This window comes from Patescibacteria group bacterium, from assembly GCA_041653535.1.
Classification (GTDB): domain Bacteria; phylum Patescibacteriota; class Patescibacteriia; order JACRDY01; family JACRDY01; genus JBAZFH01.
Genome location: JBAZFH010000002.1, coordinates 100,420 through 123,065, shown reverse-complemented (window position 1 = coordinate 123,065; position 22,646 = coordinate 100,420). Strand labels below are relative to the sequence as shown.

Here is a 22,646-nt window from a genome sequence, read left to right as displayed (position 1 = left end):
CGTCTAGTTTAAGACCTCACCGGTTCTGTCCCTGCGGCTTGCCCGCCTCTGGAGGGGACATCTCCCGAAGGGAGAAAATCCGGTCATGGTCTCCCAAAAACCGTCAGTTTTCTAACGGTTTTTTTATTCAGCAATAAATGGTAAAATAAGACACATAACATGAAACACGAAACGAAAGTTTATTTAAGATTGTTTCATGTTACATATTTCATGCCTTACGTTTAAAGCATCGTGCACGATAACACGCCCAGAGGGCGTGTCGTTCCAACAACTAATCCTAGCCTCCTATTATCCTAGCCTCCTACCATCATATTTATGAAACAAGAAAAACTAATTGTCATCGATGGTAACGCCCTGATCCACCGGGCATTTCACGCTTTGCCACCACTCACCAGCAAAGACGGCCAACTAGTAAACGCCGTTTATGGCTTTGCTTTGATATTATTTAAAATCTACAAAGAGCTAAAACCAGACTATATTGCCTTAACCTTAGATAAAGCCAAAAAGACTTTTCGTCACGAAGAATATAAAGAGTACAAAGCAACGCGCACCAAACAACCAGACGAGCTCTACGCCCAGATCCCAATCGTCAAAAATTTAGCCAAAGCTTTCAATATTCCGCTTTATGAACTTGATGGTTTTGAAGCTGACGACCTGATCGGCACCATTTGTCATAAAACCGAAGGTAAGGTCAAAAGCATTATCGTCACCGGCGATATGGACACACTGCAGCTAATCGACGACGACACGGAAGTTTTTACTCTCAAACGCGGAGTTAACGATACTGTGATTTATGACGCTGCTGCGGTAAAAGAACGCTACGGTCTGAAACCATACCAAATGATTGACTACAAAGGGCTTCGCGGCGATGCTTCGGACAATATTCCCGGGGTCAAAGGTATCGGCGAAAAAACCGCTGTTGAATTGCTGCGGGAATTTGGCACACTGGAAAAAGTTTTGGCAGCAGCTAAAAAAGGCGATAAAAAAATCAAAGATCGTTATCGCGCTTTACTAGTCGAACACGAGGAAGATGCCAAGATGTCAAAGCATCTGGCAACGATCGTACTCGACGCGCCGATAGATTTTAGGCTCAACGAGAACAAAGTTGTCCCGCCTGACCAGAAAAAAGTTTTTGATCTTTTTCAGCATCTTGGATTTAAATCTCTTTTATCTCGCCTACCAGACATCAGCGGCAAAGCAGTGGCGGAAACCAAACAAGGCGATTTATTTGGAGCTCCTAGCTCCCAGCTCCCAGCTCCTAGTGCCGATTTCAAAATCCGCAAAGGCTATCACCTCGTTGCCGATGAAAAAAGCTACGAAAGCTTTATCAAAGAACTAAAAAAACAAGATACTATCGCTATTGATACCGAAACTACTAGTCTAGACACGATAACCGCAAAACTCTTAGGCATCGGCTTTTGCTGGAAATCAGGCGAGGCTTATTATCTAGTTTTTAACGAGCAGCCGCGAGCTGCGAGCCGCGAGCTGCGCGCCGTACTTGAAGACAACAAGGTGAAAAAGATTGGTCATAACCTAAAATATGACATCGAGATTTTAAAACAAGCCGGCTTCGAAGTTGGCGGGGTTTATTTTGATACTATGATTGCTTCGTACCTGCTAAATCCCGGTAGTCGCGCTCACGACCTGGATACTTTAGCCTTTACCGAAATCGGTTATCAGATGACTCCCATCACTGCGCTGATTGGTCCCAAGGGCAAAGGACAAATCACCCTGGAACAAGTCGATGTTAACCGCGTGGCCGACTATTGCTCGGAAGATGCCGACTACACTTTTCAACTTTTTGAAAAATTGTATTCCGAAGTAGAGAAAAAAAACATTCTTGGTCTGATGGAAAAAATCGAAATGCCGTTGATACCAATTTTAGCCAAAATGGAAACCACTGGCGTAAAAATCGACAAAAAATTTCTCGATAAGCTCGATAAACAACTGGAAGAAGACCGGCAAAAAATCGACAAAGAAATCTACAAAATAGCCGGCATCAGCTTTAATATCGATTCGCCGCTACAGTTAAAAGAAGTGCTTTTTGACCGGCTCAAAATCTCCAGCGAAGGCATAAAGAAAATCAAAACCGGTATTTCTACCGCCGCGCCGGAGCTGGAAAAACTGAGCGGTCGCCACAAAATTATTGACTATATCTCTGATCACCGTGAGCTAGCCAAATTGCAATCCACTTATACCCGCGCTCTTCCCGAACTGATCAGCAAAAAAACCGGCCGCGTTCATACTAGTTTCAATCAAACCGTGACTGCTACCGGTCGCCTTTCTTCATCTGACCCCAATCTACAAAACATTCCTATCCGTACCGAACTCGGCAGCAAAATCCGCCGCGCTTTTATTGCAGAAGAAGGCTATAAAATACTCAAAGCTGATTACTCGCAAATCGAACTGCGCATCGTGGCGTCACTGGCTAAAGATAAAAAGATGTTGAAAATTTTTGAAGAAGGAAAGGACATCCACCAAGCAACCGCGGCGGCGATTAATGATGTGCCGCTGGAAAAAGTAACTAAAGAAATGCGCCGCAATGCTAAAGCTGTTAACTTTGGCATTCTCTACGGCATGGGCGCTTACGGTCTGTCCTGGCGAACCAAGATTTCTGTTGATGAAGCGCGGAAATTTATCGAAAAATATTTTGAAAGCTTTTCCGGAGTCAAAGAGTATCTAGAAGAGACTATTCGCCTCGCTAAAGCAGAAGGCTATGTCGAAACGCTGTTTGGTCGCGTTCGCTATATTCCAGACATCAATTCCGGCGTTGGACAAATTCGCGCCGCGGCAGAGCGTATGGCAATCAACGCACCGATTCAAGGAACCGCTGCTGACCTGATCAAACTTGCCATGATTGAAATTGATAAGGTAATCAAAAAAGAATTTGCGCCAAATGAAGTAAAAATGGTTTTACAGGTTCACGACGAGTTGGTTTTTGAAGTCAAAGACGTGCTGGTAAAAAAAGTCGCCAAGCTGGTGCGCGACACTATGGAAAATGTTTACAAGCTTCGCGTGCCAATAGTGGTTGATGTGGAAGTTGGTGATAACTGGGGAGAAACGGAAAGAATAGCATAGAGTATAGAGGAAGGGCGACTATTCTGATCGTCCTTTTTGATCACAAAAAACCCGGAACGACTCTTAGGATAAATTGCCTTCCCCTACTATTTGGGCTAGACTAATCTAGTCCCTAGCTACCATCTACCAACTACCAATTTTATGATCTTCTTCCTATATGGTCCCGATACTTATCGCAGCCATCACAAATTAACCGAGCTAAAGGAAAAATTCCTCAAAGACGTTGACGAGTCATCTCTCAACCTGACTTTTATCGATGGCGCCAAAATGAAAGTTGAGGAGTTTAATTCGGCTATTGCCACGCCGCCTTTTTTAGCGCGCAAACGCATGATCGTAGTTAGCGGTCTGCTTGGTCAAAATAAAAATAAGGAAGTCGGTCGGCAAGTAATCGAAGTACTAGAAAAAGAAAATTTAACCAAAGACAATATCATTGTTTTTTGGGAACCAGGTGAACCGGACGAACGCACCGTGCTTTTCAAAAGACTAAACAAAGAAAAATACGCTCAGCGCTTTGATCCGCTGCGTGACAGCGATCTCCGCAACTGGATTCATCTGGAAACCAAACGCCGTGGCGGTGCTATTTCCTCAGAAGCAATCGTCAAACTTTCCGAGATGGTAGGTAACGACTTGTGGACGGTTAACTCGGAAATAGACAAATTGATCGCTTTCAAAAACAAAAAAACCATCGAAGCTGATGACGTTGTTACCTTAGTTAAAAGCAAGTTTGATGATAATATTTTTAACTTTATTGATGCCATAGCAAATAAAAACCACCGTCTTGCTCACAAACTACTCGATGATCAACTAAACTCCGGCGCCAATGAGCTTTATTTACTTTCAATGTTGATTCGTCAATTTCGTATTCTGCTGCTTATTAAAGATTTGGGATCGACAAACAAACAACAAATCGCTTCGCAACTAAAAATTCACCCTTTTGTCGCACAAAAAGCTTTGGCACAAATCAGAAATTTTTCCCTGGATAAACTAAAAAATATTTACTCTCTTTTACTGGAAACGGATATAAAAATAAAAACCAGCTATGCCGACAGTGTGGTGCTTTTTGATTTGTTGCTAGCGAAAATAATGAGTTAGCTGTCATTCCAAATCCCTCACCTACGCCCAGGATAAACCCTACTGTCATCCTGAACGAAGTGAAGGATCCCTCCGGAAAAGAGCTAAACGCGAATATTAAAACGTAACCGTCGATGATTACGTGAAGATTGTTTTTCCCGTACATGGGTTATAAAGAGGGATCCTTCGCAGGCTCAGGATGACAACGGAGCGTCACCCCACCTTGGTACACAAAAAAACCCGGCTTAGCGCCGGATTTTTTAAATTCATTTATTTTTTCAAAGCGTTGATCTTTTTCATCAAACGAGATTTCATTCTATCAACCTTGCTTTTGTGAAAAACTTTATTTTTTGCCGCTTTATCGACCACCTGCTGTAATTCCTTATAGACTTTTTTTACCTCTTCTAAATTATTTTTGGCAAAAGCTTTTTTAATATTTCTTTCCAAAAATTCCAATTTCTTTTTTACGTCTAAATTACGACTGGTTCTGGTGATAGTTTGTCGCAGAGCCTTTTTGGCTGCTTGTTTAATAGGCATAGTTAGTCATTAGTGGTTAGTCGTTAGTGGTTAGTCGTTAGACCAATCAAGTGTTGTCAGTATAGATAATTACCTAGAATTAGTCAAGATAAACCAGTAATGTATGTAAATATTGCCATCTGCTATTGACTAAAGTGTATAAAACGATATTATTTATAATCTGGAACATTAAAAAGATGCTACTTCATTTATGGAGGTTAAAATGCCTAGCGAAGGAATGTTACTGCTCATCGCGTTTATATTGTTTATTATTGGCGTGATTATCGGAGGAGATCCTTACGCCTCTCCTTCAAACAATAATGCCGCTGAAGAACGCGCTCAAATAGCCGAGCTTTATCGGCTTGGCGGGAGTAAGGCTGTAAAAGCTTACAACGACATCAACAATAACAACAACGTGACCTGCCCAAAATGCAGACACGTCTTCACACCGTAAGAAAACAAAACGAAAAAATTAGCCGGATACGACCGACCACCAACAAATGTCGAGCACAAAAAAATCTCGACCAATAACAACAAAAAGGACGGAAATATTTCCGTCCCTTCTTTTTTATAAAAATTTTATATTTTTTTACTCCCCTCTCGGTTTATCTATTTTCAACGGCTCGTATCCCAATGCTTCATCGGTCTGGCTAATACGAATCAAATCTTTATCTATTTTTTTAAACTCACTAGCGCCATCATCGTATTGATTTACTACCGTGCTGAGCGACCGACCAAGCTTGTCATATTTTTCTGCATATTTTTTCAGATGCACTGTCAGGTCACCAACGCGCTTCACAATATCTTTTGCTTGCTCTTCGATTTGCATGGCTTTCAGTCCCTGCAAAACCGTTTGCAGATAAGCTAAAAAAGATGTTGGCGAAACAATAATTACTTTATATTTCGACGCAGCGCGCTGGATCAGACTTTCCGTATCTTCTTTGAGAGCGCCGATTTTATTTACAATCAAATCGTAATAAATCGCTTCGTGCGGAATAAACATAAAAGCAAAATCCATAGTCCCCTTGCTTGGCTGAATATATTTTGCGGTCTCGACAATACGTTCTTTAAGATCGTTGACGAAAAGTTTTTCTAGACGAGATTTTTCTGCCGAATCTTTTTCCTCGACGATGCGATTATAATTCTCTAGAGAAAATTTGGAATCAACCGGAATGATTTTATCTTTGACAAAAACTACGGCATCGGGAATCAAATCTTTTCCACCTTCGTCTTTACCAAGCTTATATTGCATCTGATAGCTGCCCGGCGGCAAAACATTTTTCAGCACAGCTTCCAGATAATATTCTCCGAGTATTCCGCGCTGCTTTGGATTTTTTAAAATATCTTGCAGACTTTGCAACTGATCAGCAAAGCCTTCCACTCTTTTGCCAGTTTCTTTTACTTGAGAAAGCTCTTGGGTGATTTCTTTTATCAATTTTTGCGACTCGGAAAACTGAGTAATTACCGACTGGTTCATCATTTTTGACGACTCTCCTATTTTACTATCGATTGTCCGAGTTAATTCATTGAGTTGGTTCTGAATTAGTAATAAACTGTTCTGATCGGCAGGCGGTGTGGTAATTTGTCCTTTTTTACTATACAAATAGGCAACTATGCCAATGGCCAATAAAAGCGCGAGTATTATGATTCCAAGAATTATTTCCATAAAAGATTGATTTTAAGTAGATTATCAGCTAGAATTATACCACCGTTGTTAGTTTTATCAAAAAGCAAATTAAAAATTTCTAAAGTTTAGTAATACATTGTACGACACTTGAATTAGTTTAATTTTAGAGTTTATTTCTACCAAGCATCGCGTACCATCTACAAAAATGTTTCACGTGAAACAAAAATTAGTATGGAGGTCTTAGTATATAGTATATAGGAAAAATACAAATACCAAATGTTTCGCTCTAAGACCTAAACACCAAGACCCATATACTAATTTGTCCCCGTCGTCCAATGGATAAGACGCTGGCCTCCGAAGCCCGTAACAGAGGTTCGAGTCCTCTCGGGGACGTTTTTATGCCCACGTAGCTCAATGGATAGAGCGGTTCCGTCCTAAGGAAAAGGTTGGGGGTTCAATTCCCTCCGTGGGCGAATTTTAAAAGTAAAAATTAAAAAGTAAAAAGGGGAGAGTGCTGTATTTTTTTACTTTTAACTTTTTACTTACCGTGGGCCTATGGTCTAGTGGTATGACACTACATTCGCATTGTAGAAGCGGCAGTTCGATTCTGCCTAGGTCCACCAAATATCTAAATTTATGGAAAAATTTGAACCAAAAGCAAACCATACCGAAGAATTAAAAAAATTTATTTATCGGGACAACTCCGCCGGCGGAAAGATTGTTTTTGAATGTCTGGCAAAGGGGATATTGGAAGCAGATAGGCTATACCAAGAAAAAACCGGTAAAAACCCGGAAAAGCAGAACTACATTGGTTGTTCTTCTGAGAAAATAAAATCACGAGAGGTTTTTACCGACGATTTAGACATTATTGGAGAAAAAGATAATATCGATTATCTAGAAGCATTGCCAATATCTTGTGCCATTATAACATTGGCTAAACCTGAAAGGAAAATAGCCGGAATGTTGCATCTTTCGCTAAATCTCGAAAATGGAATTACTGAAGATTTAATTAATCAGCTAAAATACAGGCTTAAAAGTTACGGCTTAAAAATTTCTGACTGCCAAATAAGGCTATTTAATGCGGGTGATATTATCTCTGCAGGTATAAAAGTTGCTTTAAGTAGTCATCAGATCAATATGCCAAGATCAGAAATATTAGAGAAACCAGGTGTTAAAATTAACAAAAATACCGGAGAAGTATCTTTTTTCAGTCTTTTTCCCGATAAATTCCCGGAACAAGAATAATTAACTTGTCTAATTACTTTTTATTTATCGCGGGACATATAGCTCAGCTGGTTATACCCGCCCGCCTAGCTTCGTCTATTAATTAGAGGGTTCGTAGCTCAGTTGGTTAGAGCGCTGTCCTCACACGACAGAGGTCACAGGTTCAAATCCTGTCGAACCCACCAGAATATCATTTTTTGCCTCTAAAATATAACAAGTTTATTACTTATCGCTAGACAAAGCGGGCGGGACGCTGTCCTCACACGACAGAGGTCCGTGGTTTAAATCCACGTATGCCCACTATTCTTCGCTCGCTAGAGCGAAGAATGTCTTCCGTAGCTCGAAGAGCGAAGGAGAGCTATAAGTTACTTATTTCTTTTCCCTTGTCGCAAGCTACGAATGGCACGGTCAAAATTATTTAAAAGACAGTGGGGGAATACCCCCGTTTTTCGTTGTAAACAACGTCCTCACCGCACTCCATTCGCGCCCAGCTTCGGGGCGCTTTGGTCATGCGGGGTTTCCTGTAAGGAATTAAAAAGAACGCCGAAGCGTTCTATTGGGTAGGTGAACGACGTACTACATTCTTGGCTAGTCGTATATAAAGCTGAGCGTCAAAAGACATTGCTTATATTGGCCGGCTAGGTTTGGTAGTCGTTTTGTATGGTCGTTCCGTCGTTAAACGATCATCTTCGCGGTAAGGCGGATGCCCCTCACGGAATAATCTATTCGTCCAACGTGGCCAATACACGTTGCCAAAAAGGTTGCGGCAGCTATTAAAAATGGCTGCTCGACGAATAAATCATGCTATTATTTTATCTTTTTCAGATGATTTTGTCAAAAATTATGGTACTTTCTTATATTTTACCACTACTCCCCTTTCCCTAGACCTCTTGTCTTTTGAGGCAAAAAGGAGTAAGCCACCTTAGCAATAAAAAGGGTAGTGGCAAAAAATAAAAAGTCGGGTCCCATGTGAGACCCGACTGATTGACTGACGTCTGAACGGCAGTAAAAAAATGCTGGCTGCCTGGTCTGGCTGTTTGTTCAAAACTGTTCTCTCTCAAGGATGGTCGAGGAAATTTAGCCGTTCAGACAATAATATATTACTACCATCTTTTTATCCAGTCAAATTCGCTAAGAAGAAAAAATGTTTCACGTGAAACAAATTTGTAGATGGTAAATGGTGGTTGTGGTAAATAATATCTAAAATTAAACAAAATCAAGAGTCGTAAAATATTTAAAATAAATACCGAAGCTGTTTTAATTCAGTTTTCTTATACTATAACTACCTTGTTGCATTATTCGTCCAATTTGCTAAAATACTGTCATCGTACAATATTTTTGATATTTGATTTTTAATTTTTTATTTAGTTTTGGGCCATTAGCTTCCACCTTCGCCCTCATTACATTCGGGCTTCCTGCCTTCGTTCGCCGCGGCGAACTTCGCGTAGACAGGCGGCGGACAAGCATTTGGTTCGTTGATTAACTTTTATCCTTAATTTATTCTTGGGCTTGCCCCCAAACCAACTTTGATTAGACTATTCAAAGTACTAAAACGTCGTTTTGTTAAAATCATTATTCTTAACAAATTACCGACGGTTTAAGGTTGGTGTGGGGGCCCTTAGCTCATTTGGTAGAGCGCTTCCATGGCATGGAAGAGGTGACCGGTTCGAGCCCGGTAGGGTCCACCATTCTTCGCTCACTAGAGCGAAGAATATCCTCCGTAGCTCGAAGAGCGAAGGAGGGCTGTATTTTGTTGACGTTTACACTGCTATTCTTGTCGCGAGCTACGGATGGCACGGCCAATAGGTAATAATCAAATCAAATGTTTTACGTCTACATCATCCAGAGCGTAAATTTTCCAAAACAGTTTTACACTGGCTTTTCAAAAGATATTGATGAAAGGTTAGCTGATCATAATAAAGGAAAATCTCCTCATACCAATAAGTTTAAGCCGTGGAAAATGCTTTATTATTCCGCTTTTGATGACAAAAAACGGGCTTTGGATTTTGAAAAATATCTAAAGACAGCATCTGGTATGACCTTTAGAAACAAGAGACTAATATAATTCACAAGAGAGAAATATAATAGTTTGGCTTCAGTCGTAACGAATGGAGCCAATAAAAGAGAACATCATTTTGCAATACAGATGGTGTTCTTTTGTTTTCAATACCGGCATTTTACCGCGCCATTACGCTTGCTCCGGCGTAGGCAAAAATACATCTCCGCCAAATAATAAGATTTTTCAAAAAAATAAATATTAGCCTTTTTATTATCTTTAAAAAGTTAAATAAACCTTGATATCTTAATATTTTACTGATTATTGACGAAACAAACATATTTGTTAAGCTAATAAAACACAACGCACTTTAAACAATAGAATCGATTAAAAGCAAAAAAAGTCAACCTGCTTATGACCTGATTGCTTTTTACGCCTAAGAGAATACAATAGTATATATCAAACTATATTTTATGAATTTCATCATTCCTAGCTCAGCTTATCGTTATCTCAAGGCATTTTCCTATATTTTTCCAACGGCACGGGAAGCCTTAAATAAAATCAGCGGCGTAGAACCGACGCTTTTTTTGTCGCCACCGCTGGTGGATTGGAAAAAAATCGAGCTAAAAAAGGGCGCGGCGGAAAAAATAATCAATCTTTTTAAAGAAAAAAAGATGCCGCTAACTAACGGCGAGCACGGACTCCGTCTGCACGGATTAATCGCCTTTGGTCTACTCAGCAATCAAGTTGATTATCTAGCCAACCCGCAAGACGGGGTTAAATTACTGATTGAACAAATAAAATTTTTACGCCGGCTAAAAGACGTCTCTCCTGGTACCGATAAACCGGCAATTATCACTATTCACTTGGGCAGAAGAAAAAAATCTTTTGACGACAATACCTTGCAAATAGGAAAAATTTTTGAACAAGTACTACCTATAGCCGCAGATAACGGCGTAATAGTTAATATCGAAACGGTTTGCGGCGAAATTCACGGCGGATGTTTTGGTTCAGATCTTAAAGATTTTGAACCTCTTGTTCAACGCTGGGGAAACAATGAAAATTGGGGAATTACCTTTGATTTCAGCCATACATTAATACACTACGGCGGAGATTATGAAGAAATTAAAAAAGACTTACTGCGATACGGACTTTTACCAAAAATCAACTACGCCCATCTGGTTTCACCGCACTGAAATTATCGCAAAATAATCAACGGAACGCATACAAAATCAAAAACTTATTTATGGCAAATGATCGTCTGGGGACTGTCTTATCAGCTCGACAGCCATATTGGTATCAACAAATTCCTTAAACATTTACCCGAAGAAAAAGAAAGGTTCCTTGATCTGGTTGGTTTTGTTGTTAAAAATAGCGTAATTACGCAGGAACGATTTAATGTTATCAATCTCGAACTGGGTCCGAAAATAACCGGCACCGACAAAGGGGCATCTGTTTTTGACATCAAAAAAACCATCGATATTTTCGATGATTTCCTCAAAAAATAAAAGGGTTATTTAATCTCACTCTGTTTCCTCACCTCCAGATAAGATAGCAGTAAGAAAAAACCTAGAAGTAAAAAGGTGTTTATTGGCGCCACCCAAAAAGGAAAATGCTTGCCGAAGCTTTCCAAAACCATTAAAGTGCCGAGCATACCGATGGAATACATCGCTCCATTTTTTAGATAAGCAAATTTGGAAATAAGGTTGATGCCGCGAATAGTAAACTCTCGGACAACAAATGCGCCAATGCCGTTACCAATAATAATCAGGGGAATAGAAAGTGTGAAAGCAAAAGCACCAATTACGCCGTCGATCGAAAAAGAAGCGTCAAGTACTTCCAAATATAAAATTTTACTCCAAGCGCTCATGTTTGACCCACTGACTAATTTTTTTTCTTGCTCTTCGGCGTTTTTCTTAAAACCATCGGTGATAAAGAATGCCGTAGTACCAATAGCGGCGGCTAGGGCTAGCATCGGATTGGTTTTGATCGCTAGATAAATAATCGTAGTGAAAAATATCGACGAGATGGCGTAAAACCAGACTGACTGGCGATGGATAAAATGTTCGACCAGAAAAGCATATTTTTTTTCTTCTAAGAAAAGCCAGGCCAAGAAAACTAAGAAAAGATACATGCCGCCGCCGAGTAGTAGCAATGGTTTTGACGTTTCTAGCGAGACGGCAACTTGATCACTGGAAGAAAAAGAAGCGCGTATTACCTCTAGCGCCGAAAGTGCCGGATTGGCAATCCAAACAATAACAAAAGGTAGCAGACCGCGTACTAGAACAACAGCAAAAAGCAGGCCCCAAAACAGAAAAATCTTGCGGTAACGTTCCGGCATGGTTTTGAGAACATGGGCGTTGACTACAGCATTATCAATACTCGAAATAATCTCAAAAACGCAAAGTCCGAGAATAATAATAAGAAAATGAGATATGGTGGCAAGAGAAAACATAATGACAATATTATACAGTAAATCATAGTTAAATCAAACGATAATAGTTGATTTTATCAATAAATAAAGGTAACATAGTTCCTAGCTCCCAGCTCCTAATTCCCAGTTCCTAATTCCTAATTTTCATGTCTCTATCCATCGGTATTGTCGGTCTGCCAAACGTTGGTAAATCAACGCTTTTCAAAGCTCTGACCAAAAAACAAATCAATATTGCCAATTACCCCTTTTGTACTATCGAACCAAACGTGGGTATTGTTGAGGTACCTGACGAACGATTGCAAAAACTATCTGACGCGGCAAAATCGGCAAAGATCGTCCCGACAGTGATTGAATTTGTTGATATTGCCGGACTAGTCAAAGGCGCTTCGGTTGGTGAAGGACTGGGTAATCAATTCCTAGCCAATATTCGCGAAGTCGATGCTATTGCTCAAGTGGTTCGCAATTTTACTGATCCAAATATTATTATCGAGTCTGGTGGCAAGGTTGATCCTGCTTCTGATATTGAAGTGATCAATACCGAGCTAGCGCTCAAAGATCTGGAAACAATCACCAAGCGTGTTGGCGATCTGGAAAGGAAGATCAAATCTGGCGTCAGTAAAGAAGACACCAAATTACTAGAATTGGTAAAAAAAATAAAAGAAAAATTAGGAGCCGGTACAATGGTCAATTCTCTTGATTTAACCGATGATGAAAAAAGCATGATCAAAGAGTTCAATCTACTGACCGCCAAACCGGTAATGTATATTTTAAACGTCGACGAAGGCGCGGTCAAAAACCCATTGCCGGAAATCAAAGGCATAGATAAAAATTTGATTCTTCCCATTTCAGCAAAAATTGAAGCCGAACTAGCTGAACTTGCTGATGAAGAAAAAAAAGAATATTTACAGACATTGGGACTTGAAGAAAGCGGCCTTGATCAGCTGATTAAAAAAGGTTACGAAACTTTGGATCTCATAACTTTTCTTACCTCCGGTCCAGATGAGACTCGCGCCTGGACAGTACAGCGTGGCAGTTTTGCGCCGCAAGCAGCAGGCAGGATCCATACCGATTTTGAAAAAGGTTTTATCCGCGTCGAAGTTTGTCGCTGGCAGGATTTTGTCGCCTATGGTGAAACTGGTTGCAAAGAAAAAGGTCTACTGCGGATCGAGGGTAAAGACTATGTCATGCAAGACGGCGATGTTTGTCATTTTAGGTTTAGTAATTAAAATGGTAGGTGGTAGTTGGTAGTTGGGGTGACTAACAGAGACTTTTTATCAAACCGTTAATCAATTTTTTGACGCTGATTATAATCAAAATGTTTTGTTCGAAGCATTCTTTTTTTATATAACCCAAGTCTTTAGCTGCAATCAATTGATTATAAACTTCGACGACAGAACTATAGGCTATATTATAAAATCTTGTTTTCTCCGCCAAAGAATACCTAGAAAAACCTTCGGCAATGTTTGACGTAACAGAAACAGAAGCTCTTCTAATCTGACTAACTAACCCAAAAAGTTCGTCTTTAGGAAAGTCTTCGGTTGTTTTATAGATTTCTAAAAGTAGGCGCTGGGCTTCCCACCAGGTTTCTAAATCCGTAAAGTCTTTTATTGAATTACTCATAATAGAATCAGAATAAAGGATAAGATGTTAAAAATATCTAAACTTTTTACCCCTAATTACCACCTACCAATCTCCTATTTATCCCCAGCTACCAACTACCAGCTACCACCTAGCTTTTTTCCACGAACGCGCTACAATATATTTAGAACATCAAGAAAAATACCAAAGGAGGGAAAAAAATGAATGCCAAAGAAAAACTTTTTCTATGCGCAATTTGCCCTCCGTTTTTTTATGTCTTTTTGCTCCAATATCTCTATGATAAACTGGCACTTCCGGTTTATCAGGAGATCGGCGGAACGGCCAAAGAGCTGATAGGTAACGGCGCCTTTTGGTTGTTGGACCGCTATTTCGATTAACCCAGCCTGCCTAAGAAAGGAGGGGGAGAAATGAGGCTGTTGAAAAACTTCGTCCGAAAAAATGAGGTTTTAAACAACTCGTTCCTATGAGAGGGGGTGATCATTTCTCCTTGGGAGTGGTAGAGCGATTGTTCCTAGTCGTTAGTCTAGGACAACGGTCGCACGGTTAACTCCCGCCTTAACAAAATACCCCGTACTTTATTAGTACGGGGTTTCTATTTTCCCAAAAAATCGGCGGGGTAATCCCTGCCAGTTTTTTTGATCCACTCAAAAAATTATTTTAATTTAAAAACAAATATTTCTCTTTCTACTCTTTGCCCTGGTCGAGAATAGATGATCGACTGTCGCTCTGTCAAAATAGATTCAACTCCTTTGGGCAAATCCCAATCCGAAGTAAAACCAAGTTTTTTTATCTGCTCTAGCTGATCGTTGCCAATAGACGGTCGGCTTTTTACTATCGGGAAAATTATCACTACTTTGGCGCCAGGTTTTAATACTTTTTTAAACTCACCAAAGGATTTAAAATATAATGCCGCAAGCTTATCGGTAATTTCTTTAATCTCTCTCAACGATTCGCCGCCTCGCAGCGGGGGACCAAGAAACGGTTCGGTAACGATAGTATCAACAGAGCCTGGTTTAATTTTTAAAAAAAGTCTAGTGGCGTCAAGAACATGAATATCTAAATGACTATCGACTACCGATGAACTACTGGCAGTAAGAAACTCCCAATTCTTTTTAGTGTCTTCGATCGCCTTTGTCGAAATATCCGAACCGATCAGATCGGTATAACCAAGCAATGCCGCTTCTTGCAGTACTGTTCCGCTGCCGCAAAACGGATCCAAAATTTTTGCTTTACTGCTTTCTATCGCCGCAATATTAACCATCATCTTGGCTACTTTTGGTGGCAACATACCGGAAAGACTGTCGCGTCCCGGTCGACCATAGTCTAGTCGTGAATATTCACCGAATTTTTGCACTGCCAACGTTTGACCGATATAGACTTTATCTTTGTCAATAATCAAACAAATCTCTGCGCCGTTTTTGAGTAGGCGATTTTTGGCCACAGTAACAGAGGAAAGATTTGGTTCGTTGGAAGTAACTAGCCGCGAAGAAATACCTTTTTGTTTTAGTAAACGTTTTACCTCCAGACCGAAATTTCGCGGCAGACGGAAATTGTATTTGACCAGTTGATAAGTAGAAAAACCAAAATGAAACTTGGAATCGGTTGTTGATACTTTTAGCTTGGAGGTAACAAGTTCTGGAGAAATTTTGATTGAAGGCGAGTCAAGCAGTATCTGTCCGATTTTTATAGTGCCGCCCAGACAGTCTAAAGTCTTTTCTGCGTCAATTTCTTTTTTAGTCTCTAAAACCAATACTTCGTCGGAAAATTTGTTTATTTTAAAATCGATACCGGCTCTCTGCAAATAAGCGCAGATTTCAGCAACGGATAGTTTAGACGATTGTCCTAGGATAAAATAATAAAGCATAATAATTTTTTATAATTCCTCAATATCTCCTTTATCTAGATATTTTTCTATTTTTTCCAACTCTCCCATCACTTTCTCGATACCATCATCGCAATTATACCAGTCTTCTTTGCCGAAGCCGTGGATATCGTAAGCTACCGGCACTATTTTTATATTTTTAGGAAAATGTTTTCGAAGAGTCATGACGGCGCGTCTAGCATGGAAATGTTTTACCACCGCAATGATAGTTCCAATTTTTTCCAGACCGATTTGCTCGCTGATCACATTTTTTGAGAAAATAACGTTTTCTAGCGTGTTGGTTGAACGATTCTCTACTATCAATCGACTCTCGTCTATTCCGATTCCAACCAAAAGATTTTTCATTACCTCGGCCTCTACTTGTCCTGTTTGACTGTTAACACCACCAGACAATACGACTTTCTCAACATGACCATTCTGACACAATTTCGCGACCAGGTCTATTGGCTCGGAATGCCTAGTGCCAAAAACTATTGCTACGTCGGCTCGGCAAGGTACGGAGTTAATAAACACGTAATCGGTTATTTTTTTGATATTACCGCTTGTCATATATATAACATATTCTAACAATACCGGAACAAAAGTAAAACCCTAATATTCTTGACTTTTACCCGACTGTAACCTAACATAAACGACACTGAACATTTTAACCAAGAGTAAATACTCTCTTCCCCCTACCAAGGAGGCAATAATGGCTCTGGATAGAAAAAATTTTTCTCATTTGGCTGGCAATTTCGCTACCAAACTGGGTCAGATGGCAGGGCTTTCTTTTGACTGGCTGGATAAAGACATTTCGGAACTAATCAACATCTTGGAACAAGCCATAAAAAACACCGATCAAGACATGCTCATCACTCTCATGAATGTCGTCAACGGCAACGGCGCAAACGCGCAGACGATTGAAGAACTGACGGCGGACATAAATTCCCGGATCCGAACGCTGAAAATTATCCGAGATATTCAAATGGAAATTGCCAGCATGACAAATTTTTTCCGGGATTTGGAAAAACGCCTTCAGCCGGAAGAAGATTAACTTTTTTTTAAAAAACGCCCTAGACACCTAGAGCGTTTTTTCTTTAGCGGGTAAAATATTGACAAAAATGAGAGAACAGCTTAAGCTATAAAATCAAATCGAGGTCTTAAAAAAGGGAGGATTTATAAATGATTTCTGAAGTGCTGCAGCGAGCGGCAAAAATTCTTGAAACCGACGGCATCAAGGGAATCAACATGGTGATCGAAATAATCGGCAAAGATATGGCGGTGGCGATGCTGGTTATGCACCTACGATATAATCTAGGGTCCGGCGACCATTGTCCGGATGAAGAAAGGATTTCCGCCGCAGTAACGGAAATTCTTGAGAGAGAACAGCTTGATGCTTTTTCCTTTGTCGGAGACAGCAAACAACACGACAAACTGAAAATTAAAGAAAGGGAAAAAGCGGCAAACGGCTGACAAAAACCCCGGGACAACTCCCGGGGTTTTAAAAATTTTTTAACTAAAAACTCCCACCCAAAGTGGGTAGGAGTTATATAGAGACTAAAGTCTAGCCATTAGACGCGAGCAACATTGATGGCGCGAGGACCCTTTTCAGAATCTTCGACATCAAAAGTCACGGCATCGCCTTCGCGAAGAGAAGGGAAGTCAACACCCTGAAGGGCTGAGGAATGGAAGAAAACATCCTTTCCATCGCCGCCGTCTGGGGTGATGAAACCAAAACCCTTGTCTGTTAAGCGCTTTATTTTTCCGTTCATAAAAAGAAAATAGTGAATTAAACTGCAAAACTTGGCTGCCGCAGAAATTCGACTCCTTTCTACTTGTGGCAAACTTTTTGCAAGACAATCATAGCAGTAAACGCTAAAAAAAGCAAGAGGGCAGGCAAAAAACGACCAAAACAGCTCTAAATCACGTCTAAATAAAACACACTTATATAACACGTCTATTTCCCCACGTCAAACCGTTTTATCCCATTATCTACCTTGATCATTTTTTTTTCGATCTTAGCGAAGAACCACAAGCCCCAATCATCACTGCCGAAGACGGCGAAATTGGCGCTCAGGCGCGTTATTTTTTCACAAATTTATCACAAAATAATTTAAAAATCCGTTCTGCCGCATAATAAAACGGATTTCTCTTCTTTATTTTGCCAACCGTCTATTTTTCAAATAAAAATAAATCGTCAACCTTCACCTCTAGCACTACGGCTATATTGTGCGCTAGTTGTAGCGAAGGATTATATTTCCCCTGTTCGAGAAAAACTATGGTCTCGCGCCGCACGCCAACTTTGCTGGCAAGATATTCCTGAGTCAGCCCTAGCTTGTTTCGTAACTCTTTTATTTTATTTTGCATAAACAAAGCTTATCTGCAAGATTCTGCGGGAGCGGGAAAGTCGGGTTGACCGTGTTGTAACCATTGCCCGCCTTGGCAAATCCAATTATCTTCACCGGAAAATAAGCGCAAACCAAAAACCAACAAACAAAAGAGTACGACCACTATTACAACCGACAAAACATATCGTCGACGGCTGCCGGGAGATTGTTGAAAATATTTAAATAACAGGCTGTAACAAAGCAACAAAAAACAAACCGCATAAGCAAACACTGAGCCGACCAGCTCTAAATCTGGATTGGTATGGCGTAAAGCAAAAATAACAATAATAACCACTCCACCAACTAAGCTGAAAATTGTCATCGCATACCTGGCGGCTTTGCCGGCGATTTCAAAATCGCGTTCGTCTTCCATAACATCCTTGACTCTTTTTTTTATAAAATAAAGAAGCACTCCTGCTGTCATTAATACCAAAAGCGGTATTACATAATTACCGACAGTAATAAAAGAGGAGACAACGCCGGCCAGAATCACCACTACTATTAATTTAAAAAATAAAAATTGTTTGGCGGTCATAATGCTTTTTGTTTAATTATTAGTTTATACCCCTATGTTATATATTTCTAACATAGCTGTCAAGTAGCTAAAGAATAACAAAAAACTTTAAATAGACATAGATATTAATATTTATCTAAAATAGATAATAAATCTTAAAAAGATTGACAGAAATAAAAACTTATGATATTGTATAATGATACTTTGACAAAAACACCTACTAAAAAGGAGGAAAAAGAATGATTTATTTGTTTTGGGCGATGACTATTTTGATGGTGCTTGGGGTAGTTTTAACTAAACGACAAATAAAAAAACAATATAGCGCCGGAGGGTTTATCCATGGGCTAACCAGGCTCGTGGAAGCGGCGAACTATGAACGAGCTTTGCAACTGTGTATGGCGAAAAACGACAATGACGTTCTCGCACAAACGTGCCGAAAAATGCTCGTTGTCATTGCCGCCAAAGAAAACCCGGCGCAGATTGAAATGTACTACCAAGAAGGTTCTCTTTGGCTAAGAGAAACGTACAAAACAGCCGACAAAAAAATGAGTATTATCGGACTCATTCAGTCGGTTATTTTCTTTGCCGCTTCCGTTATGCTTACGGCGGCGACATATTTCTCCGGCGCCACAGGGTGGATGGTTGCCATTCCTGCCACCATCTTGTTTGCGGCGGAAATCGCCGCTGTCTCCCTTGCCATTGTCATCAAAGCGCAGGGGTTGGAAAAAATTATGATGTTGGCAAAATTTCGAACGACCGTTTATAAAACGATCGGTTATTACCCTCCGGAATGTTCTCCGGAACCGATTGAGTCAAAAAACAAGGAAGCCGAGGCAAATTAGGCTTCCGACAAAACAAGTTAATATCAAGACCCAGCGATAACTTCAAGGGTCTTTTTCTTTTTCATAAAATCACTAGTATATTGACAAAAAGTGGCTACTATGGTAAAAACAAAGACCGAGGCAATTTTGCCTCCAATCCCGACCCGGCTCGATCGAGCTTAAAGATGGGGAGGAAAAATGTTACACAAGAGAATGGTGCGAATGTTGCGGGATTTTCCTTTTTTGTGGGCGGTGAGAAAAGAATGGTACGCGTACAGAACACACATCTTCGTCACCAAATACAAGGAAAAAGAAGGTATTGCTGACTTCGCAAAAATTGAAAACCCGTGCGTCAATAAACGCCACGAGATCTGGATGGCATGGTTCGAAGACATTGATTTCCAAAACCCTCACCTCAAAATCGAAAAAGCCCCATCGCCGAAAAACAACGAAAAGGATTGGGAATTGATTTTCTCTCTCGTGAAGCCTTCCCAGATCATCACTCACCTAATTGTTGTCTACAATCTCGACAACCGACGTCTCGTCAAAATTATCGTCGGTAAAGGCGACGAGATCAAAAATGGCCTCTTACGACAGAAGGCGCTCGCCAAATAAACCAAAACAACCGTTCCACTACATAGCGGAGCGGTTTTTCTTTTTACCTCCGTTTACTAGACAGGACAACCCAAAAAGACTAAAATTTAATCACTTCTTGAATTAATCTAAAAAAATATGACCCCAATCGAACAAGCGGCTCTAGATTTGCATAGAAAATATCAGGGCAAACTGGAGGTGCGCAGTAAAGTACCACTCAAAACCAAACAAGACATGTCGCTGGCATACACGCCTGGCGTGGGCAAGGTTTCCCAAGAGATCGCCCGTGATCCGCAGCTGGCTTATGAATACACTCTCAAAAAAAATACGATCGCGATTATTTCCGACGGTTCTGCCGTTTTAGGTCTGGGCAACCTCGGTCCGCTCGCCGCCATCCCGGTAATGGAAGGGAAGGCATTACTGTTTAAAGAGTTGGGCGGAGTGGACGCTTTTCCTATTTGCCTGGACACACAAGATACGGAAGAAATTATTAGAGCGGTTAAACAGCTCGCTCCGGTTTTTGGCGGGATCAATCTCGAAGACATTTCCTCGCCAAGATGCTTCGAAATTTTGGAAAGACTGAGAAACGAACTGTCGATTCCGGTAATCCACGATGATCAGCAGGGAACAGCAGTAGTAGTGCTAGCAGCGTTAATTAACGCGTTAAAAGTCAAAGGGCAAAAAAAAGAGTCTGTACGCGTAGTTGTCAGTGGTGCCGGAGCAGCCGGGCTGGCTATTACTAATTTTTTACTTGCTTATGGTTTTATTAATATCGTCGTTTGTGACAGCCAAGGCGCTATTTATAAAAACCGCGACGGTCTCAATCCGATTAAAGAAAAGTTGGCCAAGCTCACCAACCTAGCTTGTCTCCGCGATCAGGATGACACCGCTTGCATCAAAGGTAGCCTAGCTGACGCGCTAAAAGGTGCGGATATTTTTATCGGTGTTAGCGTCGCCGGAGCTTTAAAACCGGAACTGATTAAATTGATGAATCCTGACCCAATAATTTTTGCCATGGCTAACCCCACACCGGAAATCATGCCCGACGAGGCGCTAGCTGCTGGAGCGCTAATAGTTGCCACCGGACGATCTGATTTTGCCAACCAAATAAACAATGTCTTGGCTTTTCCGGGAATTTTTCGCGGAGCGCTGGACAATAAAGTGGTCAAAATCACCGATAAAATGTTAACCAAAGCTGCGGAAAATATCGCCGCCCGGGTGGTGGAGCCAAAAAAAGACAATATATTACCAAGCGCTTTTGATCCGGGATTAGTTGCGACAGTGGCTAACGCGATTAAATAAAAAAATAGGGCCCAATTTAAGGGCTCTACTTTTTTTAGCGAATAATCGCTGGAGAGTTAGACGGCTTGGTCGCCAGTCTCTTCTGGGGTAGCAACAGTTTCTTCTTCTGTTGCTTCAGGAGTAACCTCAGCTTCGGTAGCTTCGGTAGCGGTAGCTTCAGTGTTCTCATCATCAAAATGTGTCATACCTTTGTCTTTATTTATTATCCTAGGCTCAAGCTGAACCATAAGTGCGGTTAGTATAACAGGTTTGACCACTACGTCAACCCCTGATAACTAAAAATTATAAAGACTTGCCGCAAGGCAAGCCTTTTAAAATTAAAAAAATAAAAACCTCTCAACCGCCGAAGCGGTGAGAATTTTTCATGGGGTGGCTATCGGGATCTCGTCCCCAGCTGCAGAGCCCCGCAGCTGGGTTCATCGCCCTGGGCATCCGCCAGCTGGCGGACCGTTCAAACCCCTCAGTCTTACAAAATAAAAAAGCATTATGCCAAAAGGCAAATGCTTTTTTATGGGGTGGCGGGCGAAAGGAAGTTAGAAACGGATTGATTGAGATAATTGAAACTCTACGGGTTTATTTTCTTGAAACAAAAGCGCCCTATTTAAATTATCACCATTTTCCGATATGATTAAAGTATGTACAAAGTATCCCTATCTATAGCACTATTTATTGCCTCTTTTAGCTTTGTTCTGATTGCTCAAGCACATCCTGGCAGAACCGATGCTTCTGGTTGTCATACCTGTCGAACAAATTGCTCCTCTTGGGGTCTCGGCACGGGCGAATATCATTGCCACCAAGCTAAAGCTTTGCCTCAGCCAGAAGAGCCCATAAAAAGCACTTACGGAGCTAATGGGACAGGAACAACAGAACCCGCACCAGAATATGAAATCCCTAAACTCGAAGTTAATCAGCGACCAATTGCTAAAATCAACTCCGAACAAGATTCTTCTGATAAATCAGATAATACCTGGGCTTGGGTTTTGGGACTAGGCGGAGCTGGAGCTGGTGGATATTGGCTAGCTAAGAAAAAATAAATTAATTTATTTATATGAAAAATTTTTTTCGTTGGCTCAGAATTATCATTCTAATTCTATCGGTTTACTTCGCTTGGTCGGTTATAATTGAAAAGCCGAACAGTGATGCAATTGCGTTAGCACCAATACCGTTCGTAATATTAACTATTTACGTTTGGAAAGAATTGATTAAAAAAAATGATTAATATATGGGGGTAAAACAGCTAAAAATTTTAATCTTTTTAGTTATACTAGTTTGTGGTATTTGGATATGGAAAAATAATCAAGCTACAGAGGAAATGAAAAACCAACTTCTCTATTACGACAGCCAACTTTACTATTGTGAAAACCAACTTTATAGTTATCAAGATGCCCTAGAACAAGCCAACAACAACATAGAGGAGTGTAATTCTAACATAGAAGATGCTCAAGACTATTCATGGTCTAGCTGCGATGATATGGAATGGGCTCTAGACGACTTAGAAACCGTAGATACTGTCGATGCACCTTAAACACAAAATTCCAATAAAAAATCTGGGGTAATAAAAACCCTAACGGGGCGGATGACTGTGGATTTCAGTATTACTTTAAACTATGCTATAATTTTAT

Annotated in this window: 25 protein-coding genes, 5 tRNA genes and 1 pseudogene; 21 read left to right on the top strand and 10 right to left on the bottom strand. The window is 40.5% G+C overall.

Going from position 1 to position 22,646, the window contains the following annotated elements:
• Positions 1 to 315 precede the first annotated feature (315 nt).
• The gene (polA, locus tag WC310_02490; GenBank protein ID MFA5358665.1) at positions 316 to 3,078 is read left to right on the top strand and encodes a DNA polymerase I; all 2,763 of its coding nucleotides are present in this window, start codon (positions 316 to 318) and stop codon (positions 3,076 to 3,078) included.
• 141 nt (positions 3,079 to 3,219) lie between these two features.
• Positions 3,220 to 4,170, top strand: a complete 951-nt coding sequence (holA, locus tag WC310_02485) for a DNA polymerase III subunit delta (protein ID MFA5358664.1) — start codon at positions 3,220 to 3,222, stop codon at positions 4,168 to 4,170.
• 249 nt (positions 4,171 to 4,419) lie between these two features.
• Here holA and rpsT read toward each other — a convergent pair whose 3' ends face one another.
• Complete coding sequence (rpsT, locus tag WC310_02480) at positions 4,420 to 4,686, bottom strand: 30S ribosomal protein S20 (GenBank protein MFA5358663.1); 267 nt, start codon at positions 4,684 to 4,686, stop codon at positions 4,420 to 4,422.
• A 190-nt stretch (positions 4,687 to 4,876) separates the two neighbouring features.
• Between rpsT and WC310_02475 the strand changes: the two genes are divergently transcribed.
• Positions 4,877 to 5,119, top strand: a complete 243-nt coding sequence (locus WC310_02475; protein MFA5358662.1) for a hypothetical protein — start codon at positions 4,877 to 4,879, stop codon at positions 5,117 to 5,119.
• 135 nt (positions 5,120 to 5,254) lie between these two features.
• On the opposite strand, the gene WC310_02470 is transcribed toward WC310_02475, so the two are convergent.
• Positions 5,255 to 6,331 (bottom strand): DNA recombination protein RmuC, encoded by a 1,077-nt coding sequence (locus WC310_02470; protein ID MFA5358661.1) that lies wholly within the window; start codon positions 6,329 to 6,331, stop codon positions 5,255 to 5,257.
• Positions 6,332 to 6,613: 282 nt separating this feature from the next.
• Here WC310_02470 and WC310_02465 point away from each other — a divergent pair.
• The 9 genes from WC310_02465 to WC310_02425 all read left to right on the top strand — a co-directional run bounded on the left by WC310_02465 (position 6,614) and on the right by WC310_02425 (position 11,020).
• Positions 6,614 to 6,685, top strand: a tRNA-Arg gene (locus WC310_02465).
• A gap of 7 nt (positions 6,686 to 6,692) precedes the next feature.
• Positions 6,693 to 6,765, top strand: a tRNA-Arg gene (locus tag WC310_02460).
• A gap of 76 nt (positions 6,766 to 6,841) precedes the next feature.
• A tRNA-Ala gene (locus WC310_02455) sits at positions 6,842 to 6,915 on the top strand.
• Between the two features lie 13 nt (positions 6,916 to 6,928).
• Positions 6,929 to 7,537 (top strand): hypothetical protein, encoded by a 609-nt coding sequence (locus WC310_02450; GenBank protein MFA5358660.1) that lies wholly within the window; start codon positions 6,929 to 6,931, stop codon positions 7,535 to 7,537.
• A gap of 87 nt (positions 7,538 to 7,624) precedes the next feature.
• Positions 7,625 to 7,701: transfer RNA gene (locus WC310_02445), tRNA-Val, on the top strand.
• Positions 7,702 to 9,128: 1,427 nt separating this feature from the next.
• Positions 9,129 to 9,204, top strand: a tRNA-Ala gene (locus WC310_02440).
• Positions 9,205 to 9,338: 134 nt separating this feature from the next.
• Positions 9,339 to 9,581 carry a GIY-YIG nuclease family protein gene (locus tag WC310_02435; protein ID MFA5358659.1) on the top strand — a complete coding sequence of 81 codons (243 nt, stop codon included), beginning with the start codon at positions 9,339 to 9,341 and terminating at the stop codon, positions 9,579 to 9,581.
• Between the two features lie 404 nt (positions 9,582 to 9,985).
• Complete coding sequence (locus tag WC310_02430) at positions 9,986 to 10,708, top strand: TIM barrel protein (protein ID MFA5358658.1); 723 nt, start codon at positions 9,986 to 9,988, stop codon at positions 10,706 to 10,708.
• A gap of 57 nt (positions 10,709 to 10,765) precedes the next feature.
• Positions 10,766 to 11,020 carry a hypothetical protein gene (locus WC310_02425; protein MFA5358657.1) on the top strand — a complete coding sequence of 85 codons (255 nt, stop codon included), beginning with the start codon at positions 10,766 to 10,768 and terminating at the stop codon, positions 11,018 to 11,020.
• Positions 11,021 to 11,025: 5 nt separating this feature from the next.
• Here the strand turns inward: WC310_02425 and WC310_02420 are convergent, their stop codons facing one another.
• Positions 11,026 to 11,967, bottom strand: coding sequence for a DUF475 domain-containing protein (locus tag WC310_02420; GenBank protein MFA5358656.1), 942 nt, complete (start codon positions 11,965 to 11,967; stop codon positions 11,026 to 11,028).
• 125 nt (positions 11,968 to 12,092) lie between these two features.
• Between WC310_02420 and ychF the strand changes: the two genes are divergently transcribed.
• Positions 12,093 to 13,172, top strand: coding sequence for a redox-regulated ATPase YchF (gene ychF / locus WC310_02415; GenBank protein MFA5358655.1), 1,080 nt, complete (start codon positions 12,093 to 12,095; stop codon positions 13,170 to 13,172).
• Positions 13,173 to 13,203: 31 nt separating this feature from the next.
• Here the strand turns inward: ychF and WC310_02410 are convergent, their stop codons facing one another.
• On the bottom strand, positions 13,204 to 13,566 hold the full coding sequence (locus tag WC310_02410) for a four helix bundle protein (GenBank protein MFA5358654.1): 363 nt from the start codon (positions 13,564 to 13,566) through the stop codon (positions 13,204 to 13,206).
• 179 nt (positions 13,567 to 13,745) lie between these two features.
• Between WC310_02410 and WC310_02405 the strand changes: the two genes are divergently transcribed.
• A complete protein-coding gene (locus WC310_02405) occupies positions 13,746 to 13,922 on the top strand; it encodes a hypothetical protein (GenBank protein MFA5358653.1) in 177 nt (58 codons plus the stop codon).
• Between the two features lie 275 nt (positions 13,923 to 14,197).
• Here WC310_02405 and WC310_02400 read toward each other — a convergent pair whose 3' ends face one another.
• Both WC310_02400 and WC310_02395 read right to left on the bottom strand, forming a co-directional pair.
• Positions 14,198 to 15,409: a methyltransferase domain-containing protein gene (locus tag WC310_02400; GenBank protein MFA5358652.1), complete on the bottom strand. Its 1,212-nt coding sequence runs from the start codon at positions 15,407 to 15,409 to the stop codon at positions 14,198 to 14,200.
• Between the two features lie 9 nt (positions 15,410 to 15,418).
• On the bottom strand, positions 15,419 to 15,976 hold the full coding sequence (locus tag WC310_02395) for a YdcF family protein (protein MFA5358651.1): 558 nt from the start codon (positions 15,974 to 15,976) through the stop codon (positions 15,419 to 15,421).
• Positions 15,977 to 16,118: 142 nt separating this feature from the next.
• Here WC310_02395 and WC310_02390 point away from each other — a divergent pair, with 142 nt between their 5' ends.
• The gene (locus WC310_02390; GenBank protein MFA5358650.1) at positions 16,119 to 16,460 is read left to right on the top strand and encodes a hypothetical protein; all 342 of its coding nucleotides are present in this window, start codon (positions 16,119 to 16,121) and stop codon (positions 16,458 to 16,460) included.
• A gap of 128 nt (positions 16,461 to 16,588) precedes the next feature.
• Positions 16,589 to 16,879, top strand: coding sequence for a hypothetical protein (locus WC310_02385; protein MFA5358649.1), 291 nt, complete (start codon positions 16,589 to 16,591; stop codon positions 16,877 to 16,879).
• A gap of 98 nt (positions 16,880 to 16,977) precedes the next feature.
• Here the strand turns inward: WC310_02385 and WC310_02380 are convergent, their stop codons facing one another.
• From WC310_02380 to WC310_02370, 3 genes are all read right to left on the bottom strand, one after another.
• On the bottom strand, positions 16,978 to 17,178 hold the full coding sequence (locus tag WC310_02380) for a cold shock domain-containing protein (protein MFA5358648.1): 201 nt from the start codon (positions 17,176 to 17,178) through the stop codon (positions 16,978 to 16,980).
• A 400-nt stretch (positions 17,179 to 17,578) separates the two neighbouring features.
• Positions 17,579 to 17,773 carry a helix-turn-helix transcriptional regulator gene (locus WC310_02375; GenBank protein ID MFA5358647.1) on the bottom strand — a complete coding sequence of 65 codons (195 nt, stop codon included), beginning with the start codon at positions 17,771 to 17,773 and terminating at the stop codon, positions 17,579 to 17,581.
• A gap of 9 nt (positions 17,774 to 17,782) precedes the next feature.
• Positions 17,783 to 18,328: a DUF2178 domain-containing protein gene (locus WC310_02370; GenBank protein MFA5358646.1), complete on the bottom strand. Its 546-nt coding sequence runs from the start codon at positions 18,326 to 18,328 to the stop codon at positions 17,783 to 17,785.
• Between the two features lie 218 nt (positions 18,329 to 18,546).
• Here WC310_02370 and WC310_02365 point away from each other — a divergent pair, with 218 nt between their 5' ends.
• The 3 genes from WC310_02365 to WC310_02355 all read left to right on the top strand — a co-directional run bounded on the left by WC310_02365 (position 18,547) and on the right by WC310_02355 (position 21,024).
• On the top strand, positions 18,547 to 19,149 hold the full coding sequence (locus tag WC310_02365) for a hypothetical protein (GenBank protein ID MFA5358645.1): 603 nt from the start codon (positions 18,547 to 18,549) through the stop codon (positions 19,147 to 19,149).
• Between the two features lie 177 nt (positions 19,150 to 19,326).
• The gene (locus WC310_02360) at positions 19,327 to 19,743 is read left to right on the top strand and encodes a hypothetical protein (protein MFA5358644.1); all 417 of its coding nucleotides are present in this window, start codon (positions 19,327 to 19,329) and stop codon (positions 19,741 to 19,743) included.
• Positions 19,744 to 19,860: 117 nt separating this feature from the next.
• A complete protein-coding gene (locus tag WC310_02355) occupies positions 19,861 to 21,024 on the top strand; it encodes an NADP-dependent malic enzyme (protein MFA5358643.1) in 1,164 nt (387 codons plus the stop codon).
• 56 nt (positions 21,025 to 21,080) lie between these two features.
• Here WC310_02355 and WC310_02350 read toward each other — a convergent pair whose 3' ends face one another.
• On the bottom strand, positions 21,081 to 21,251 hold the full coding sequence (locus tag WC310_02350; GenBank protein ID MFA5358642.1) for a hypothetical protein: 171 nt from the start codon (positions 21,249 to 21,251) through the stop codon (positions 21,081 to 21,083).
• Between the two features lie 408 nt (positions 21,252 to 21,659).
• Between WC310_02350 and WC310_02345 the strand changes: the two are divergent.
• Positions 21,660 to 21,818 (top strand): annotated as a pseudogene (locus tag WC310_02345) (YHYH domain-containing protein).
• A gap of 428 nt (positions 21,819 to 22,246) precedes the next feature.
• On the top strand, positions 22,247 to 22,549 hold the full coding sequence (locus WC310_02340) for a hypothetical protein (protein ID MFA5358641.1): 303 nt from the start codon (positions 22,247 to 22,249) through the stop codon (positions 22,547 to 22,549).
• Positions 22,550 to 22,646 lie beyond the last annotated feature (97 nt).